17 protein-coding genes are annotated in these 20290 nt (G+C 50.2%); all 17 read right to left on the reverse strand.

What is annotated here, in order from left to right; all coding sequences use genetic code 11:
• Positions 1–3: 3 nt before the first annotated feature.
• Entirely contained in the window at positions 4–762 is a 759-nt protein-coding gene (gene cobM, locus NQ502_RS01395; RefSeq protein ID WP_028528974.1) for a precorrin-4 C(11)-methyltransferase, read from the reverse strand.
• Between the two features lie 4 nt (positions 763–766).
• On the reverse strand, positions 767–1453 hold the full coding sequence (gene cobI, locus NQ502_RS01400) for a precorrin-2 C(20)-methyltransferase (RefSeq protein ID WP_028528973.1): 687 nt from the start codon (positions 1451–1453) through the stop codon (positions 767–769).
• 46 nt (positions 1454–1499) lie between these two features.
• Positions 1500–2657 (reverse strand): cobalt-precorrin-5B (C(1))-methyltransferase CbiD, encoded by a 1158-nt coding sequence (cbiD, locus tag NQ502_RS01405; RefSeq protein WP_028528972.1) that lies wholly within the window; start codon positions 2655–2657, stop codon positions 1500–1502.
• 254 nt (positions 2658–2911) lie between these two features.
• Positions 2912–5098: a cell wall hydrolase gene (locus NQ502_RS01410; RefSeq protein ID WP_028528971.1), complete on the reverse strand. Its 2187-nt coding sequence runs from the start codon at positions 5096–5098 to the stop codon at positions 2912–2914.
• 84 nt (positions 5099–5182) lie between these two features.
• The gene (locus NQ502_RS01415) at positions 5183–6733 is read right to left on the reverse strand and encodes a glucosaminidase domain-containing protein (RefSeq protein ID WP_049898188.1); all 1551 of its coding nucleotides are present in this window, start codon (positions 6731–6733) and stop codon (positions 5183–5185) included.
• Between the two features lie 230 nt (positions 6734–6963).
• Positions 6964–8433, reverse strand: coding sequence for a stage IV sporulation protein A (spoIVA, locus tag NQ502_RS01420; RefSeq protein ID WP_028528970.1), 1470 nt, complete (start codon positions 8431–8433; stop codon positions 6964–6966).
• Positions 8434–8550: 117 nt separating this feature from the next.
• The gene (locus tag NQ502_RS01425; RefSeq protein WP_028528969.1) at positions 8551–9705 is read right to left on the reverse strand and encodes a molybdopterin-guanine dinucleotide biosynthesis protein MobB; all 1155 of its coding nucleotides are present in this window, start codon (positions 9703–9705) and stop codon (positions 8551–8553) included.
• Entirely contained in the window at positions 9702–10058 is a 357-nt protein-coding gene (locus NQ502_RS01430; RefSeq protein ID WP_148511932.1) for a hypothetical protein, read from the reverse strand. The genes NQ502_RS01425 and NQ502_RS01430 overlap by 4 nt, the downstream gene beginning before the upstream one ends.
• Complete coding sequence (locus tag NQ502_RS01435; RefSeq protein WP_044983309.1) at positions 10055–10720, reverse strand: alkaline phosphatase family protein; 666 nt, start codon at positions 10718–10720, stop codon at positions 10055–10057. The genes NQ502_RS01430 and NQ502_RS01435 overlap by 4 nt, the downstream gene beginning before the upstream one ends.
• Positions 10721–10722: 2 nt before the next feature.
• Positions 10723–11313: a molybdenum cofactor guanylyltransferase gene (gene mobA, locus NQ502_RS01440; RefSeq protein ID WP_028528966.1), complete on the reverse strand. Its 591-nt coding sequence runs from the start codon at positions 11311–11313 to the stop codon at positions 10723–10725.
• 100 nt (positions 11314–11413) lie between these two features.
• On the reverse strand, positions 11414–12646 hold the full coding sequence (locus NQ502_RS01445; RefSeq protein WP_028528965.1) for a molybdopterin molybdotransferase MoeA: 1233 nt from the start codon (positions 12644–12646) through the stop codon (positions 11414–11416).
• Positions 12647–12661: 15 nt separating this feature from the next.
• Positions 12662–15358 (reverse strand): formate dehydrogenase subunit alpha, encoded by a 2697-nt coding sequence (gene fdhF, locus NQ502_RS01450; protein WP_028528964.1) that lies wholly within the window; start codon positions 15356–15358, stop codon positions 12662–12664.
• Between the two features lie 12 nt (positions 15359–15370).
• Positions 15371–17251, reverse strand: a complete 1881-nt coding sequence (locus NQ502_RS01455) for an NADH-ubiquinone oxidoreductase-F iron-sulfur binding region domain-containing protein (protein ID WP_028528963.1) — start codon at positions 17249–17251, stop codon at positions 15371–15373.
• Entirely contained in the window at positions 17248–17727 is a 480-nt protein-coding gene (locus NQ502_RS01460) for a complex I 24 kDa subunit family protein (RefSeq protein ID WP_028528962.1), read from the reverse strand. Before NQ502_RS01460 ends, NQ502_RS01455 begins: the two co-directional genes overlap by 4 nt.
• A 163-nt stretch (positions 17728–17890) precedes the next feature.
• On the reverse strand, positions 17891–18742 hold the full coding sequence (locus NQ502_RS01465) for a bifunctional 5,10-methylenetetrahydrofolate dehydrogenase/5,10-methenyltetrahydrofolate cyclohydrolase (protein WP_028528961.1): 852 nt from the start codon (positions 18740–18742) through the stop codon (positions 17891–17893).
• Between the two features lie 45 nt (positions 18743–18787).
• The gene (locus tag NQ502_RS01470; RefSeq protein ID WP_028528960.1) at positions 18788–19417 is read right to left on the reverse strand and encodes a cyclodeaminase/cyclohydrolase family protein; all 630 of its coding nucleotides are present in this window, start codon (positions 19415–19417) and stop codon (positions 18788–18790) included.
• A gap of 228 nt (positions 19418–19645) precedes the next feature.
• Entirely contained in the window at positions 19646–20290 is a 645-nt protein-coding gene (locus NQ502_RS01475) for a DUF3786 domain-containing protein (RefSeq protein WP_028528959.1), read from the reverse strand.

Here is a 20290-nt window from a genome sequence, read left to right on the forward strand (position 1 = left end):
TACTTATTTACTGGCCTGGCGAAACTCTGTGGTAAACGCCGGATTATACAGTTCAGAGCGCTGATAATGACTGTGTGTCACCACATCCCCAATGATCATCAGTGCAGTCTTCGTGATATTCTCTTTTTTCGCAGTCTCCGCCAGTGTGCCGACCGTGCAGACAGCTGTCTTCTCATCTTCCCAGGTAGCCTTGTAAACGATCGCCGCCGGTGTATCCGCTGTATATCCGCCCTCGATCAGACGGCTGCTCAGTTCTTCCAGCATACCCGTACTCAAAAACACAACCATCGTCGCGTGATGCGACGCGAACGATTCAATGCTCTCCTTTTCCGGCACCGGTGTGCGGCCTGCCATCCTTGTGATGACGACACTCTGTGACACGTCCGGAAGCGTATATTCCAGATTCAGTGCGGAAGCCGCACCACAGAAAGAACTGACGCCGGGACAGGAATCATAGGCAATCTCTTTCTCATCCAGCACATCCATCTGCTCCCGGATCGCCCCGTAAAGACAGGGATCGCCCGTATGCAGGCGTACGGTCACAAGGTCCTTTTCCTCCGCCGCATACATGACATCGAGTACTTCCTCCAGAGTCATTTTTGCACTGTTATAAATCTCACAGCCTTCCCTGGCATAATCCAGCAGCTGTGGATTGACCAGTGAGCCTGCATAGATGATGACGTCTGCCTCTTCCAGATATTTCTTACCGCGAATTGTGATCAAATCAGGGGCACCTGAGCCCGCTCCAACAAAATGTATCATCTCTTTAGTTTTTCTCCTTTACTATGATCAGGGAATAATATCCGGCATCTTCCGGTATCTCATCTGCTCCCCTGAAAATCTTCTCATTCTCCATACCGCAGTTCTCGATCATCACCACGTTGGCATTCAGTTCCTTCAGCTGTCTTTTCACCTCATGCATCTGCTTCCCGGCTTTCATCAGAACCTTGGTCCCCGGCAGTTTCAGCGCTTCCTCAATCTGGTAAGAAGCCGGTATCACGTGAAGCGGTTCCGCCTTTTCAACCAGCCCCATATTCAGACGTGCCGCAACGGCGCAGAATGAAGTGATACCGCTCACAATCTCCACCTCATATCCCATATCCTGCACACGTGCGTGTACATACAGATAGGTGGAATAGACGGTTGTATCTCCAAGTGTCAGAAATGCAACCTGTTTCCCTGTATCCAGCAGTGCTGCAATTTTATCCGCCCCCTCCTGGTGGCTCTTCTCCAGAAGATCCGCGTCTTTCGTCATCGGCATCTCGATTGGAAGCAGCTCTTTTTCTGCCAGTTCCGGGTATGCCTGTACTACAATCTTATAAGCGATCGTCTCCTGCGGCACTCTGCCCGGCACTGCGATCACATCGCTCTCCTGAATCATTCTAAGCGCTTTCAGAGTCAGAAGTTCCGGATCTCCGGGTCCAACTCCCAAACCATACAATTTTCCTGCCATCTTTTTCTCCTTTTTGTACTTCTATCATGATGCGCTCATTCGGCGCCTATGAACATTGTCCGTTGATGATATCGATCATACTGTCTGCATTCTCCGATTTTGCAAGTGATCCATGTACATTTGAAAATATGATCGTTCCAATATCCAGATCCGTTTTTATCTGATGCTTCAGATAATACTGTATCTTTTCCATGGTAACACGCATTGTCTCATCCAGAATATCGTACTCTTTCAGAATATCCAGCGCTTCTTCCGTCGTTATCGTCTCCAGCACGCGTTTCACACAGGTAAGGTCTGCACCCGCACGCAAGGCCTGTGCCGCCATCAACTCTGCACGGCTGTCCGCGTGATGGGAATGGGTGTTCATGATGCCCCCCGATACTTTGATGAATTTTCCGATATGAGAGATAAACAGAATGCCTTTTACGCCGAGCCCCGCCGCCATCTCCAGTGTTTCACCGATATAGTTGCTGCATTTCATGCTGTATGTCAGGTCAAGGTCCATCTGCTCTTTCGAAAAAACTTCCCCGTAATTTCCCGGTGTCATCACGAGATAACGTGCCCCCGCTTCGCAGAGCATTTTCATCTCCACACGGATGCTCTCGATCAGTGCGGCTTCACTCATGGGTATGACGATACCGCTCGTTCCGAGTATGGAGATGCCTCCGACGATCCCCAGCCTCGGATTGAATGTCCGAACCGCAATCTCCTCCCCTTTCGGAACTGATATCACAATGTTCAGTCCGCCCCGGTATCCCTGCTCCCTGCACACTGCAGCTGCCTCTTTCGTGATCATGCTGCGCGGAACCCGGTTGATCGCCGCCTCACCCACCGGCTGCTGCAGTCCGGGTCTGGTCACACGCCCGACTCCGGGTCCGCCGCTGATATGTATTCCCGCATCTTCTGACCTGGTAACTTCGGCATAGACCAGTGCCCCATTCGTTGCATCCGGATCATCCCCGCCGTCTTTCCTGACAGCGCAGCTTACCCGTGCGTCTTCCATATGGATATCCTCGATCAGAAGATGCAGCAGAATCCCTTTCGGCGTCATCAGAGAAACCTCTTCCACCGTCTTCCCGGTCAGCAGCATCATAGCTGCGGCTTTCCCCGCCGCCGCCGCACAGGAACCTGTGGTATAACCAAGACGCAGTGTTTTGTTGTCCTTGACGATAACATGTTCTTCCAGTCCTGTCCTGTGACTCATCACTTCTCCTTTGTATCATCGAAAAACAACCGTTGTCTACGAAAAGACAACGGTTGTGTTGTTTCTTCATATATCTTCGGTGGCCGCAAACATATATGTTACTCTATGGCATGGGTATCTGGCTATACAGTAACGGACTTGCGCAGTAGTTTCAACTGCTTCCCCATGATCCACAAAAGTTAAGTTTTCCAAAATTCATTATAGTTGTTTTCGGGAATACTGTCAACAATTTGTCTGCAACATTTCAGAACGGTTTAGTTGTATTTCCACTCTCTGAAGAATGTATGTCCCTTATATTTGAAGGCGCCGCAGGCCTTCTCGTCCAGGTTTAATTGTTCAAACGATGCATGAGTCATAAAGAACAGACAGTCAAAGTCTTTATCCTCAAATCCGTCAACTCCCGGAACGATTCGTTTTTTGGTTACCCCGTTCTTGTAGTTATTATAAATCGTCGTCGCCTGTTTTGCAGCTTTCATGCTGGTGTAATTGTTAATCTTTCCCAGTGCCTCACTGTCATTATCGCGAATGCCTTCCAGAAGATTTGTCAGGCTGCCGTTTCTGGCCACTTCAAACTGCTGATTAGCATACACCACAAAGTTCATACTCGACGGGAACGAACTGCTCAGCATCCGGTTATAGATGGTGAGCGCAACCATGATCTGACCTTCCAGTCCCTGATTCCCCGCCTCCGTATAGAGCACAGCCGCCAAAAATTCCATTGGCGTCACCTGATCGGCGCCGTAGCCGATCTGCGGATCCAGATAGAGCTGAGGTTCCACTTTATATGTCTTGTTGTTGAGCGGATCTGTGGCGTAGACGTAATCTTTGCCGGCAATCTCCCGGTAGATGCCATCGCTGTCAAAATAATATTTTTTGCCATCGATTGTCTTGTAGCCGCCGGAGTATCTCATTCCCTTCACTCCGTACGCCCCGGTGCGTTCGAAGAAGTACTTGTTTCCGTCTATTGTACGCCAGCCGGTATACATTTTACCGATATTCCCGTCGGCGTTTCCCTTCTGGAAGTAGTAGACTCTGCCGTTCATTGTGCGCCAGCCGGTATACATCTGACCTTTTGCTCCGGTATTTCCGCCCATCTGGAAATAATAGGTATTTCCGCCCAGGGTCCGCCAGCCGGTATACATCATTCCACGGTCTCCGGCTCCTCCGCCGACCTGGAAATAGTATCTTTTACCGTTCATCAGCCTCCATCCGGTATTCAGTTTACCGATATTTCCGTCGCTGTTCCCCATCTGAAAGTAATAGACTCTGTTGTTCATGGTTCGCCAGCCGGTATACATCCGGCCCTTTTCTCCTTCTTTTCCACCCATTTGGAAATAGTAGGTGTTTTCTCCCAGGGTTCGCCAGCCGGTGTACATCATTCCACGGTCTCCGGCTCCTCCGCCGATCTGGAAATAGTAGATGTTGCCGTTCATCGTCCTGCGGCCGGTATACAGTTTTCCGATATTTCCATCACTGTTTCCCTTCTGGAAATAATAAACTCTGTTATTCATCGTCCGCCAGCCGGTGTACATCTGGCCTTTCGCCCCTGTATTTCCGCCCATCTGAAAGTAATATGTATTTTCACCGAGCGTCCGCCAGCCAGTATACATCTTTCCGCGGTCTCCAAGACCGCCTCCCATCTGAAAATAATACCTCCTGCCGTCAATTTCCTGCCAGCCGGTCTTTAGTTTGCCAACATGACCGCCCGTATTATTTTTCTGGAAATAAAAGACCCGGTTATTCAATGTCTGCCAGCCGGTCGTCACCGCGCCTTCTGCCGAGCCTGACTCCCTGAAATAATATGTACTGCCGTCAATCATCTGCCAGCCGGTCTTCATTGCGCCCCTGACGCCTGCGGCCCCTGTCTCTGTCAGATAATAGGTACCGCTTGGGATCGTGATCCAGCCCGTTTCAAGCCTGCCCCTGGAATCAAAGTAGTACCAGTATTTACCGATTTTCTCCCATCCCGGAGATGAGTAACTTCCATTAGAAAACCGATATCTGATATCCCCATTCGGTTCTGTAACCCATCCGGCTTTCACCCGTGCGGTCATTAGATCTTCCGGCTCCGTCTCCTGGCTTTCCGGCGTCACAGTGGTTTCCGGTTCTCCTGTGGCGTCAGGTTCTTCTGTCACTTCTGGTTCTTCCGTTACTTCTGGTTCTTCCGTTACTTCTGGTTCTTCAGCGGCCGGAGGCTCCTCCGTAGCATCTGGTTCCCCTGTCATTTCCGGATCTTCCGGTTCCCCCGTAACAGGTACTTCAGGTTCTTCTGCCTCCTCAGAATTCGGCATGTCCGCGCTGCCCTGTACCGGAAGCTCCCCGATGCCCTGATCTTCATTCTGTGCGCCGAATATCTGCTCGGGAACCATCAAACATGCCATGCAGCAGATCAGTACTGCCGCCAGTATTCGTTTTCCTCTTCTCGTATGATGCTGTTCCATGTCTTCCCCTTTCTACTTTACAGACCTCAACCTGTAAAATGTTTCATCATCGTCTCAATATCTTCAAACTCAAATGTATTTCATTCAGTCGTACTGCGTCAGATCCCACCGTTCTATGATATCACACAGCTTGTCTACATAATTCGGATCCGTCGCATAACCGCCTTTTTTTATTAGTTCCACAGTTTTTTTATAATTTTTATTGCCGACGACCCCCTGATAGCGGAGTCGGCTTCCATTCTTTGCACCAGCCAGATAATCGGAATGATCTTTCACACTCGCTGCATGAGTCCCGTATTTTCGAAATATGGCAACCTCAGTATACATGTTGCCATCCTTATCATACTCGATCGTCTTTTTCTTATATGTCGTCCCCTTCCAGTCCGAACTCCAGGTATTTCCAGACAAAGAGGCTTTCATACCGAACAGATTGTTTGCCTGCATGGCAAGCTCCGTAGATCCATAACCGCTCTCCAGTATCGCCTGTGCCGTTGTCACAGAGGCCAGAATGCCCGTCTTTTGCATATCTTTATGTGCTATGGGACCGATATATGCGACAAATTCTGCCTCTGTCATCTTCCGGCTCTGCAGAACACCTTCTGCGTCAAACAGGTATTCCTGTCCCGCAATGTTTTTCCAGCCGCTATACATCTGACCTTTCGCCCCTGCAGTTCCTCCCATCTGGAAATAGTAGGTATTCTCCCCGAGTGTCCTCCATCCGGTATACATCATCCCTCGTTCAGAGGGACCTCCTCCGATCTGGAAGTAGTATTTTTTGCCGTTCATCAGCCTCCAGCCGGTATACAATTTACCCACATTTCCATCCGCGTTTCCCATCTGGAAGTAATAGACCCTGTTGTTCATGGTCCTCCACCCGGTATACATCCGGCCTTTCTCACCTTCATTTCCACCCATTTGGAAATAATAGGTATTTCCATTAAGATTCCTCCAGCCGGTATACAGCATCCCGCGCTCTCCCAGGTCTCCGCCGATCTGGAAATAGTATTTTTTTCCATTCATCAGCCTCCAGCCGGTATACAGCTTGCCCATATTTCCATCCGCGTTTCCTTTCTGGAAATAATAGACTCGATTGTTCAAAGTCTGCCAGCCGGTCTTCATCGCGCCTTTGCTACCCGGAGCTCCCGTCTCTGTCAGATAATATGTACCGCTTTTGATCGTGATCCAGCCCGTTTTCATCCAACCTGCCGCATCAAAATAATACCATTTAGAATCAATCAGCTTCCACCCGTCGGCTGGATAACTTCCGTCTTGATTTTGGTACCAGATTCGTCCGTCTGCTGCTGTTACCCATCCGGCTTTCACTCTTGCCGTCATCAGATCTGACGGCTCCTGGGAGATCTCTGACTCTTCCTGCTGGATTTCCGGTGTCTCTGTGATCTCTGTCTCTCCGGTTATAACCGGTTCTTCGGTAGCCTCAGGTTCTCCGGTGATTTCTGGTTCCCCGGTTATATCCGGCTCTTCTGGTTCCGTTGTGACAGATACCTCGGGTTCTTCCCCTGTCTCAGAATTCAGTTCCTCCCCGAATGTCTGCCCGGGAACCATCAAAAATGCCATGCAGCTGATCAGTACTCCCGCCAGTATTCTTTTTCCTCTTCTCATATGATGCTGTTCCATTGTCCTCCCCTTCCTATTTTACAGTCCCTCAATCTGCAAAATATTTCATCAGTCTGCGTATTTTGATTAAGTCCTACGTTATTATACAATTATTACATTTCTTTTACAATATTGTTTTCTGCTTTTTTCTTATCAACATCGTAATCAATCCCATATTTTACCATAAAAAAGGCTGAATCTCTCTGAATTTCGAGAGATTTCAGCCTTTTATTTTCGTTCCGTCTATCCGGTCAGATAATAATGCAGACCAGCCCGCCCTTGCTGTCGTTCACAATTTTCTGCATGGTATCCTGAAGTTTCACCTGGCTTTCATCGCTGATCTGTGCAATCTTCGTCCGGATTCCATCTTCCACCAGCTGTTCGATCGATTTTCCAAAAATATTAGTCTGCCAGATTCCTTCCTCCTGATTGGCACTGTCTTTGATATAAGCGATCAGGTCTTTCGCCTGCTGTTCGCTTCCCACGATCGGAGCGATCTCGGTCTCGATATTTGCCTTGATCATATGAATCGACGGGCTTGCCGATTTAATCTTGACTCCGAACTTACTGCCCTGACGAATGATCGCCGGTTCTTCCAGCTCAATCTCGTCTTTCTCCGGGATCACAACGCCGTATCCGCAGCCGCGGACCGATTCGATTGCGTGCTGTACTTTCATATACTCTTTCTTCATCTGGGACATTTCTTTCAGAATATGGATCAGCTGATACTCTCCTTCAATCTCCACGCCTGTCATCTCACTGATAATCTGATAATAGTATTTTTCATCAATGTCCACACGAAGCCTGATGATCCCCGTCGCCAGGTCAACATTTGCCATTTCCAGACCGCTCACATACTCACTGTCGATTGTGACTGCATTCTGATAGATATCCCGGATATATCGAAAATTTTTCATGATGCTCCGGATGTGTTCCAGAAGATCAGCCTTCAGATGATGTGTGACAGGAAGCAGTTCTACCCACTTCGGTATGTAAAACTCCATCTGACGGATTGGAAATTCATACAGGATTTTTTCCAAAATCCGGATAATATCATCTTTTTTGAGCTGTTCACAGTTCACTGCCACTACCGAAGTCTGATACTTCTCCTGCATGGCAGTTACCATCTGTTTTGTTTCCTCCTTGTATGGCATCTGTGAATTTAAAATGATAAGAAATGGTTTTTTACATGCCTTGAGCTCCGCCACCGTGCGTTCTTCGCTCTGCACGAAATTCTCCCTCGGAATCTCACCGAAAGAACCGTCACACGTCACAAGCAGTCCGATCGTGGAATGGTCACGGATTACTTTCTGAGTCCCCATCTCAGCAGCCTGATGGAACGGAATCTCATAATCGTACCATGGTGTCTTCACCATACGTTCTTTTCCCTCTTCCATGTTTCCGACCGCATCTGACACGAGATATCCGACACAGTCGATCAGACGCAGCTTCACATGGACATCTTCTCCGAGTGTCACGTCAATCGCTTCTTTAGGTACAAATTTCGGCTCCACTGTGGTGATCAGCTTCCCGGAACCGCTTACCGGAAGTGTATCTTTAATCTCCGACTGTTTTCCCTCTTCCGTCCCGGGAAGTGCAAGCACCTCCATAAAGCGACGGATAAATGTTGATTTTCCTGTGCGCACCGGCCCTACGACACCGACTAAAAACTGTCCGCCAGTACGGGCTTGTATATCTTTGTAAACAGAAAATGTGTCCATTGCGTACCCCCTTACCTATACTGATATACTATATGCACAGGATCGGCGGAACATGCATATACCCCTCGGACAAACAACAAAATGAGAGACTTTCGTCTCTCACTTGGCATCGTAACATCAATCTGTTGTCTGTAGTCTTTTCAATATCTCCTCATAAACGTTTTCCCTGTTTCCTGCCGTCACATCCAGCACTGTCACATCCTCCCGCTCCATGATCGCTCTGACAAACGGCGTATCCGTCTTCTGCAGCACGCCCAGCACGATCGGCTTCTCATCGAGACACCGGAAGAACACATCCTGAAACTCTTTCGCATCCCGCTCGAGCTTCCCGATCTCATCTGCGAGCATCCAGGTATCTGACTTCAAAGCCTCTTCCAGTATCTTTACACCCAGGGTCTCAAACGTTTCCGTCAGCGGAACGCTTTTTTGCTCCCCCACGCGGATGGAGATCGGGCTGTCGTTTTCGTAAGGTGCAATCCCGGTCAGTCCATGTAGGTAATTGCCTTTCCGCCTGCCGCCTATAAAAAGAGGCAGCGTCCGATAACCGCCCGGTGTAACAGCAAGTTCCTCCAATACTCTGTTTAAGATCGTAGACTTCCCGACCTGCTTCTCACCCGTCAGGAAGATATGCTTTTTCTCCCCGGACAGTATCTCTCTTTCTGCGATACTCACCCGCATATTCGTATTCTGATTTTTTGTCCTGCACTTTGATTCCGCCTTGTGGCATCCGCACTGACAGAACGTCGATACCGCATCCGGTGCCGCAAGGATCGGGATGGGGAACTGTACATCGGAAAGCGTCTCGATCAGATCCGCAGCCCTGCCCACTTCCCTCAGTATATTTATCACCGGCGTTTCTCCGAACTGCTCTTTGCTCTCACCGATACGGCCGCTGAGCAGAAAGGTATGCGGATTTATGCGTTCTTCCGCGTCTTCCCTGCGATGTGCACAGACGATCCGCGGTACCCCTGCCTCGTAGTCGCCCTCCGCCAGCAGAATATCCACATCAAACATCGGAAAGAACACGTTATCATCCATGCCATACGGATAGATCAGGCTCATCTCCCGCTTTCCCTTAACTCCGATGACATCCGCCCCTGCCTTCCTGTGGCGGTCGGTATTGCTGCCCTCCTCGTCCAGGCTGAAATTCGGGCAAAACACCGTTTTTACCGTCCCCACCCGATGCCCGCGTTTTTTTAATTCCTTTGTCAGTTCAGTAACCACGGTCGTCTTGCCTGACTTGCGGATACCGACGATGCTGCATATTTTCACTCTGATTCCTCCATAAATTCCACCCTGATAACATCTCTGCACCAGCGCCTGCCGGCAGCATCTCCTTCTGCCACCAGCCGGTACCTCACACTGCCATCCGCCGCGCACAGCGCTGCGTTATTCCTTCTGTCTGCCAGTATGATCCGTTCTCCCGGTTTATCCGACAGAATCTCTCTGACCGGCACCGCAGTCACCATACCGTCCTCCGACTCGAATTCCACCTGCAGTACGCCATGCCAGCTCTCCCTTAGATGACGCACCTCATGCCCGGAATACTGCTCCTGCAGAATCTCCCCGTGTTTCATCCTCTTTACTGTTATTGTAACGCGCGGCAATGTTTTGTCTGTCTTCAACGGTATTCCCCCCATACTGCCAGCATATCCTCCTCACAGTCCGTCCCGTGCTCCCCGCCGCCGGCTTCTGCGTGCATGCCATGGTCACTGATGAGCAGCATGTGTCCCGAAAAGTTTTCGCAGATCCGGGCCATCCTGCTGTCCGTCTCTTTTATCTGATGTAATGTCCCGGCACCATACGGACCATAAGTATGACCACAGTCGTCGATCTGATGCAGATGCGCAAAGATAAACTCTGTCCCGGCAGCGATCTCACGCTCCACGGACCGGCAGATCCATGAATCACATCCCTCTCCATTCTGATCCGTATGGAGTCTGGGGCGAAATGGGGTTTTCAGGATTACGCTGTCCCCCTCCAGCCACGCCGCCGTTCCCGATATCTCATCAAAGATTGTAGGATACGCAAGCTTCCTTACGCTGCGGTCGGTGACGCCGTGTTCCTGCGGCAGCAGACCGGTCAGCATCGTAGCCAGCGCCGGGGCCGTAAGCGGCGGGCTGACGCTGGATACCGGACTGACATCAAATGCACCGGCGATATAGGGTATACATCCGGCATCTTTTGCATACTCGTACATCCGATACCCAAATCCATCCAGATACCAGACAAGCAGCCGTCCCTTCATCAGACATCTCTTCATTTTTCCGGAAAATTCATTCAGCATCCTCATTGGATCACCTTACTTCGTTCTCTCAGCGCTTCATATTCCTGACATGTATTTACATTTTCGACCATAGCAGCAGAAAACCCCAGCTCTTCCAGATCTATATATGTGGTTTTCACCTGCTCAAACAGCGGCCGGATCTTATGAATCTCCTGCTCACGCATCTGTTCAAGTACCGGTATCACAGTCTTTTTGTATATCCCGCACAGCGGATGAATCCTCCCGGCTTCCCGCAGGATCAGGCAGTCTTCTCTTCCCGTCAGACGCTGCTCCAAAGCCTTAAGCAGCTCCTGTTCCAGCAGCGGCATGTCTGTAGCCAGGATCAGACAATACGGATGTTTGACATGACTGAGCAGCTGATAGATACCCTCAACCGGTCCATATCCCAGTTTTTCATCTGCCGCTGCCGGATATGGAAGATCCGGATATTTCTTTGGATCGTCTACAGAAATCCAGATGTCATCGTAACAGCTGCAGATGCGGATCGTATGATTCAGAAATGATTCTGCTTTGATTTCAAGATACGCTTTGTTTTTCCCCATGCGGGAACTCTTCCCTCCCGCCAGAATGCCGGCACTGACTGGTATCTGCATAATTGCCTCCTTAAAGATCACTGAAAATTAACAGCTGCAAATCCCAGGGCGTCACAGCCATAGAACCTGCAGCAGTTATCATATTTCTCACATTTTGCACTCACCGGTCAAAAAACCGGTACGCCTTGATGATACTTCCTTTCCGAAGCGGAGGACTCCCGGCCTCAATCTCTCCGAGAATTTCACAGTCTCTCATCGGATTGAGCATCCCGTTCCCCTGTTTTTTCGCAAACACGATCCACGCCTCACCATTCAGGATCTCCAGCGTCCCGGGAATCATCCTGCGGGACGGGCTTTTCTTCGGAAATGCATCGGCCATTTTCACTTTCAGCTCTTTCGTCTGATAATCCTTCATTCCGGACATCCTGCGAATCAGCGGTCTTCCCAGCATGAACAGGGAAACGGCTGCCGCCGACGGATTGCCGGAAAGCGCCAGTATGGGCTTGCCCTGATATACCGCGGCAATAAATGCCATACCCGGCTTCATTCTCACTTTCCAGAATAAAATGTCCGCTCCGATCCGTGTGAGCGCCTCCTTGACCATATCATAGTCGCCGACAGACACTCCCCCGGTCGTGATCAGCATATCACTGTCCGCCAGACCCTCCAGCATCCGGTCTGCAATGCGCTGCGCATTGTCCTTCTCGATGCCCAGAACCCGCGTATTCACATTCCACTGTTCCAGATAGGCATGTATCGCATAGATACTGCTGTTGCGGATCTTGCCCGGAGAAAGATTCTCCCCGATGGCAATCAGTTCGTCTCCGGTGCTCAGCAGTGCTGCTGTGATCTTCCTGTGCACCTTTACATTCTCGTATCCGAGTCCCGCAAGCAGACCGACAAGGGCAGGCGAAATCAGCCTTCCCTTCTCCACCACCAGTTCACCCTCTTTTACATCTTCACCGACCGGAACGATATTGCTGCCCTCCTTGGACGGTGCAAATACGGTTACCGTATCCTCCGTAAATGAAGTATCTTCGAATTTCACGATCGCATCAGCGCCTTCGGGGACCGGAGCGCCGGTCAGGATTTTGACCGCCTCGCCCTCCCCGATCGCCCTTGTCGCAGTGCTGCCCGCCGGCACCTCCTCAGTCACGGTCAGCTGCACCGGTGTTTCTCTGGAAGCATCCGCGGTATCTGCCGCGCGCAGTGCATATCCATCATAGGGAGAACGCCGAAACGGCGGGATATTCTCCTTTGAAATTATGTCCCGGGCCAGTACCCGTCCGTCTGTCTCATCCACCGGAACGCATTCCGTCCCTACCGGATTCCCCCAGGGGAGTAACAGCCCAAGCCCTTCTTCCAATGTCACCTTTTCAGGATACGTACTCATGCTCTGCCTCCGTGATTATGCCTTCTCGATCTTTATCGCACATACTTTATATTCCGGGATTCTTGCATATTTGTCAAGCGCCGGATTCGTCAGCCAGTTACAGTTTCCATCCGGGAAGTGGAACGGCATCCAGGATTCACCCTGTGACACTTTTCTGCCGACACGCGCCGTCGATTCGATCTGTCCCCGTCTGGAAGATACTTTTACTTTATCTCCGTTTTTAATGCCGAGTGCGTCCGCATCCTTAAAGTTCATCTCAATGAAGGATTTGCCCTCGATCTCCATCAGTCCCGGAGTCTTGCCGGTCATCGCCCTGGTTGTATAATGATACAGGATACGTCCCGTCATCAGGATGATCGGATAATCTTCATCCGGAAGTTCTGCAGAAGGCACATACTCTGCCGGATAGAACCAGCCAAGTCCTCTCGAGAACCTGCCGACATGCATGATCGGCGTGCCCGGATGATCCTGGGAGGGGCATGGCCACTGCAGCGTCTCACCGGCATCCAGTCTCGCATGGCTGATGCCTCCGAAGCTCGGTGTCACGGATGCGATCTCATCCATGATCTCAGCCGATGTCAGATGCGGCTGCGGATATCCCATACGATTCATGATATCGATGAAAATATCGGTGTCCAGCCTTGCCTCGCCAGGCAGTGTCACTGCCTTTCTGACTCTCTGTACACGTCTCTCTGTATTCGTGAATGTTCCTTCTTTTTCTGCATAGCTCACGCCCGGCAGGATCACATCTGCATACTGTGCCGTCTCTGTCATAAACAGCTCGTTCATCACAACGAAATCCAGTGTCTCCAGCGCCTTGATGATATGGCTGGTATCCGGATCCGTTACGATCGGATCTTCCCCGAAAATGTACAGGCCCTTTACCTCACCCTGGATCGCTTTCGGCCACACATCTGTCGCATGCAGTCCCGGTTCGGTGCTGAGCTTTGTCCCCCAGGCCTTCTCGAACTTCTCGATGACCTCCGGATTTTTCACTTTCTGGTAACCCGGGAAGTCGCCCGGCAGCGCTCCCATATCGCAGGCACCCTGTACATTGTTCTGACCGCGCAGCGGGTTCACACCACAGCCTTCTCTTCCGAGCTTGCCGACGAGCAGTGCCATGTTGGACATAGACATAACACCCTCTGTACCGGTGGAATGTTCGGTAACGCCGAGACAGTAGATGATCGGCGCTTTATCAGCCTTCGCATACATGATCGCCGCTTTTCTCAAGTCCTCCGGATCGATATGGCAGATCTCTCCCACCTTCTCCGGTGTATAGTCTTTTACAATTTCCCTGATCTTTTCGTAGCCTTCCGTTCGCTCTTCGATAAACTTCATATCCTGAAGACCTTCTTCGATGATCACGTGCATGATGCCGTTCGCAAACGCAACGTTTGTTCCCGGACGAAGTTTCAGATGAATATCCGCATGCTGTGCAAGCCCGATATCGCGCGGGTCTGCTACGATGATCTTGCATCCGCGCTGTACCGCCTGGCGGATCTGCATTCCTACTACCGGATGTGCTTCCTCCGGATTGGACCCGACCAGCATGATGACATCCGGATTCTGGGTGATATCCGCGATCGGATTTGTCATCGCCCCGGAACCCAGCGTCATCGCAAGCCCCGCTACCGACGCGGAATGACACACGCGTGCACAGTTATCCACATTGTTGGTGCCGAACGCACAGCGCACCAGCTTCTGCATCATATAGATGTCTTCATTCGGTGAACGCGAACAGGCAAATCCTGCCAGCGCATCGGGACCATATTTTTTCTTGATCTCCATGAATTTCGAAGCAACCAGATCGAGCGCCTCATCCCAGCTTGCACGCTCAAATTCTCCCGTCTCTTTGTTCTTGATCAGCGGGTATTTCAGGCGTTCTGGTGAATGTACGAAGTCAAAGGACCCAGAGCGGCCTTTTACACAGAGCAGCCCGCGATTGGACGGGCCGTTCGCCGCCTCCGTATCCACCACTTTTCCATCTTTTACAACCAGATAGTACTGGCATCCCGTTGCGCAGTGCGGACAGGTGGTCAGCACTTTTCGCTCTACCTGCCACGGGCGGTATTCTTTTCTTCGTTTCATCGTCAGTGCGCCGGTCGGACAGGCAGCCACGCAGTTTCCGCATGACTCACAGGAACTGTCTCTTAAGTCCACGCCGAACGGTGTAGAGATTACGGAATTAAAACCGCGCTCTGCAGTATCGATCGCACCTCTGCCCACGATCTTATTACAGGTATTGACACAGCGGTGGCACAAAATACAGAGGTTTGGATTATAAGTGAAAAACGGGTTGGAATCGTCGATCGGAAAATCCGTCATCTCCCCCTCATAAGACGTCTTTTCCACGCCGTACTCATAGCAGTAATCCTGCAGCTTGCAGGCACCGTTTGACGGACAGGAAAAACAGTCTGTCTTATGGTTGGAAAGCAGCAGATCCAGCACGCCTCTCCTTGATGCAATGACTTTCTCACTCTTCGTCTGGATCACATCGCCTTCCGACACATGCGCGGAACAGGCGGTATCCAGCTTGCTCCATCCGCGGTTCTCGATTTCCACCATACACATACGGCAGGAACCGTCCGGCATCAGGCCCTTGATATAACATAACGTAGGAATTGTGATACCCGCCGCCTCGGCAGCCTGCAGGATCGTCGTACCTTTCTCGACCTCCACAGGAATCCCATCGATTATTGCATGAATCATAGTTTCTCCTCCTTACTCAACGCAGACCGCATCAAAATTACAGCCCTCTACACAGGCACCACAGCGGATACATTTCGTCATATCGATCGTATGTGCTTTCTTCTTTTCCCCGGTGATCGCACCAGCCGGACAATTCTTAGCACATTTCGTACATCCGATACATTTTTCGGCATCAATTCTGTAAACTTTCATCGCCTGGCATGTATGAGATTTGCATTTCTTATCCACAATATGTTCCACATACTCATCGCGGAATGTTTTTAATGTACTGATGACCGGAAGCGGTGCGCTCTTGCCGAGTCCGCAAAGCGAATTCGTCTTTACAAAATCAGCGATCTCTTCCAGACGGTCCAGATCTTCCATTTTGCCTTTTCCCTCTACGATCCGTTCCAGAATCTCCAGCATACGCTTCGTACCGATTCGGCACGGCGTACATTTGCCGCAGGATTCCCTCTGTGTAAAGCTCATGAAGAACCTTGCCACCTCGACCATACAGGTATTCTCGTCCATCACAACAAGTCCGCCGGAACCGACGATCGCATTATATTTTTTCACAGAGTCAAAATCCAGTCCGACATCCAGATGCTCTTTTGTCAGACATCCGCCGGACGGTCCGCCGATCTGAACGCCCTTAAATTCTGCACCGTCTTTCACTCCGCCGCCGATATCATAGATAATCTCACGGAGTGTGCTTCCCATCGGTACTTCGATCAGACCCGTATTTTCGATTGCTCCCGTGATGGAGAAGGTCTTCGTTCCCGGGCTCTTCTCGGAACCGATCGTGCGGAACCAGTCAGCGCCGTTTAACACGATCTTCGGTACATTTGCATATGTCTCAACGTTATTAAGTACGGTCGGTTTTGCCCACAGTCCCTGATCCACCGTTCTCGGCGGTTTTGTTCTCGGCATCCCGCGGTTGCCCTCTATGGATGCCGTCAGGGCACTTCCCTCACCGCAGACAAACGCGCCCGCTCCGCGGTTGATATGCATATGGAAGGAAAAATCACTTCCCAGAATATTGTCGCCGAGCAGTCCGCAGGACTCCAGTTCGGAGATCGCATAGCGCAGCCGCGCCACAGACAGCGGGTACTCTGCACGCACATAGATATATCCCTCCTGAGAAGAAACTGCATATCCCGCAATCATCATGCCTTCCAGCAGTTTGTAGGGATCGCCTTCCATCACAGAGCCATCCATAAACGCACCCGGGTCTCCCTCATCTCCGTTGCACACAACGTAACGTGTCTGTTCTGCCTGACCGGCAACCTGTTTCCATTTTCTTCCTGTCGGGAAGCCTCCGCCTCCGCGTCCCCGAAGTCCAGATTTATCGATCTCCTCGACAACGTCCTCCGGTTTCATCTCAAACAGCGCCCTGGCAAATGCCGAAAATCCGCCTGACGCGATATATTCATTCAGGGATACCGCGTCATACTTGCCGCAGTTTTCCAGCACGACACGCGTCTGCTTTGCGATAAACGGAATCTCATCCGGATGTCTGTAAACTTTCTCTTTCTGCTTATACAGCAGTTCTTCAATCACCTCATCACGTCTGACACTCTTTTCAAAGATGTCTGCACAGTCGTCCGGCTGCACTTTTATGTACTGAATAACATTGTCGCCCTTCTGGATACGCACCAGCGGACCCAGTTCACAGAATCCCTGACATCCGGTCTTCTTGATGCCCACGTGTTCCTTTTCATCATGGGGAGCAAATTCCAGCGTAACACCCGGAGCATCTTTTACAATATCCTGAAATGTCTGATAGATCTTTTCTGCACCGGAAGCAACGCATCCTGTCCCTGAACAGACGAGAATCCTGCAGTCAAATGCCTCCATCTCTTTCCGTGCCGCCTGGCGGACCTGTTCCAAATCATTTTTGTTTTTCAGAATCATTTGCCATCACCTCTCAATTCACGAATCACCGCAACTGCTTTCTCCGGTGTCATCTTGGGATGCACTTCGTCATTGACTGTCATCGCCGGCGCCAGTCCGCATGCCCCGAGGCAGGATACCGTCTCCACCGTAAATAACATATCATCCGTGGTGCGTTTCTCTTTGCTTAACCCAAGCTCTTTGTACAATGCTTCCAGTACCGGCATGGATTTCCTCACATGACAGGCTGTTCCGTCACAGACCTTAATAATATATTTTCCTTTTGGCTCAAATGAGAAATTTTCATAAAAGGTCGCAACACTGTACGCCTTTGCTTCTTTTATCCCAATTTCCTTTGCCACATATGTCAGCAGTTCTCCCGGCAGATAACGGTATACCCCCTGGATATCCTGCATAATCGGGATCAGCGAACCGGCTTTTTTGCCATAGCGCCCAATCACCTCATCTGCCACGTCATAATAAGACTGATCCAGCATAATGATTCCTCCTTAATATTTTCGTATTCGCTCAGGGCACGTTTATACCCTTTATCAGTATTGTATCTTAATTCGTCAATTTGCACAAGCCGATACCATAAAGCGGTTTAAAAAGCTGCAGGATTCATGAAATATCTTCACATTCTGCAGCTTTTTTAATATCTCAGTGCATTTTACGCATAGCTGCTTCCACGACATGTCCGACCAGGACAGATGTCGTGACACTGCCCACCCCGCCCGGAACAGGCGTAATCGCCTCTACCACAGGCTCTGCCTTCTCATAATCCACATCACCGCACAGTTTGCCCTCTTCGTTCACGTTGATACCGACATCGATCACAATCTGACCAGGGGAAAGATACGTATCGTCCACCACGCCTGCGCGGCCGGCCGCGACGATCACAATCTCCGCCTCTCTCACGACAGAGGGCATGTCTTTCGTCCGCGTGTGACAGATCGTCACTGTGGCGTTTTTCTTCAACAGCATCATGGCCGCGGGTTTTCCCACGACAAGGCTTCTTCCGATTACGACAGCCTTTTTCCCTGTGCAGTCGATCCCGTAATGGTCCAGGATCTCCATGCATGCCTGCGGCGTACACGGCGGAAATCCCTGCGGCGTGCTCGTAAACACTCCGACCATAGATCCATCCGTGATTCCATCAACATCTTTCTCCGGGGCGAGCGCCTTGACAACGGCTTCTTCATCCAGGTGTTTCGGGAGAGGACGGAAAATCAATACTCCATGAATACCGTCATTGCTGTTTACTTCGTCGATTGTCTTCATCAGTTCCTCCTGCGTCACGTCAGCCGGAAGCAGGAACTTCTGGTAAGCCACGCCGAGCGTCTCGCAGCGTTTTACTGCCCCTCGCTCATATGATACATCATCCGGACGTTCTCCCACCCGGACAATACCGAGTGTCGGAGTCACCCCTTTTTCTTCCAGTTTTTTTACATCTGCCTTGATTCGTTCATTCAAAGCAGCGGTCACTTCTTTTCCCAGCAGCTGTTTCGCCATGCCGTTCTCCTTTCCAGTGGATGCGGTCTGATCACCGTGTTCTCTTCATTTCAAACGATTTAAGATACTGTTATAAATCTTTTCTGCTTTTTTCGGATAATAATCCAGCATTGCATCGCACTTAGCATTCAACGCCTCCGCGTATTCACGATCCTTCATCGCTTTCGTGTTAATATAAACATTCAGGCTCGCACCTTTCAGTGCGGCTTTACAGAATTCAATACCCACGCCGGCGTCACTGACAGCAAGAGAAGAACCTTTTCCGGCAAAGTCCGCGATGATATCGATCGCTTCGCAGCATGCTGCCATAATTTCCATCGGCACGCTGCAGGCCACTTTCAGCGCGTTCTCCATCACCCGCTCTTTTTCCGCCTTCTGTTCCTCTGTGTCCTTAGGCATGCCGTACGCTTTGGAAAGGGGTTCAAAGAATTCCGCATCTCTCTCCACCAGGTTCAGAAGCTCATTCTGCATGATATCGCAGCGTGCCTTCAGAGCCAGCATTTCTTCTTCGATATCAATATATTTTTTCTTTCCAACCGTCAGAGATCCTACCATATTGCCAAGCGCCGTACCGATCGCGGCCACAAGTGCAGATGCTCCGCCTCCGCCCGGTACTGCTGATTTGGATGCAAGTATCTCAACAAATTCATCACACTGCAGACTAGAAAATCCCATAGATAATCTCCTTTTTTATTTATTCCTTCTTACATTCGTTCATCTCTTCAATAATAATACGTTCCGCACTAAAAATCCATTAGATTTTTCTATTTTTCTATAGATTTTTCTAATTTCCATCAGATTTTTCTTTTTTCAATATTTTATAATTTTTTACTTATTGTACTTTTAAAAAAACAAAAGGACACGGCAACTGATTCGCCTTGTCCTTTTATCATATCCGTTTCGTTACATGACAGAAAGTGCCTTGATCATACCGATCGATATATCACCCACCACAGCCATGTCCTCCCCGTGAAACGCCACCGGGAAATTGTCTGAAAACAAAATCTGTGCCGACGGCGGGAACTCATCGTCCCCTTCCCACAGGATAAACCGCAGATAAAGATTATTTAAAAATTCGAATTCATAAGAGCAGTCACCAAAACTGGTCCTTGTCGCTCCCAGACGTTCCATCACTTCCCGAAATTTCGGAATCTTACCTCCGAACCCGTATGCCAGCCGAAAGATACAGCGTCCCTGAAACTGTTTAAAATACACTTCACCCCACGGAACCTCCCGGTAAGTCAGGAAATTTCCGGAGGAAGGGGCCGCACTGCCCTCCAGCAGGTAACGCAGTACCAGTATCCTGGCATTGGATGCCTGTTCCAGCGGATAGTGTCCGATGGAATCTTCCTTCGCATGAACCTCGTACTCCGGCCAGGAAATCTCATACGTACTTCCCATCAGACGGAGTGTAAAAATCTTTCTCTCCTCATCATACGGAATCTGTGTTCTGCCACTGATCACAAGGGGATCCTCCCGTTTAAAACGCTCCAGGTAATGCTCATAGGGAATCCGTTCCTTGCTGTCTTTTTCATAATCAAAATTCAT

Source organism: Ruminococcus gauvreauii, from assembly GCF_025151995.1.
Taxonomy (GTDB): domain Bacteria; phylum Bacillota; class Clostridia; order Lachnospirales; family Lachnospiraceae; genus Ruminococcus_G; species Ruminococcus_G gauvreauii.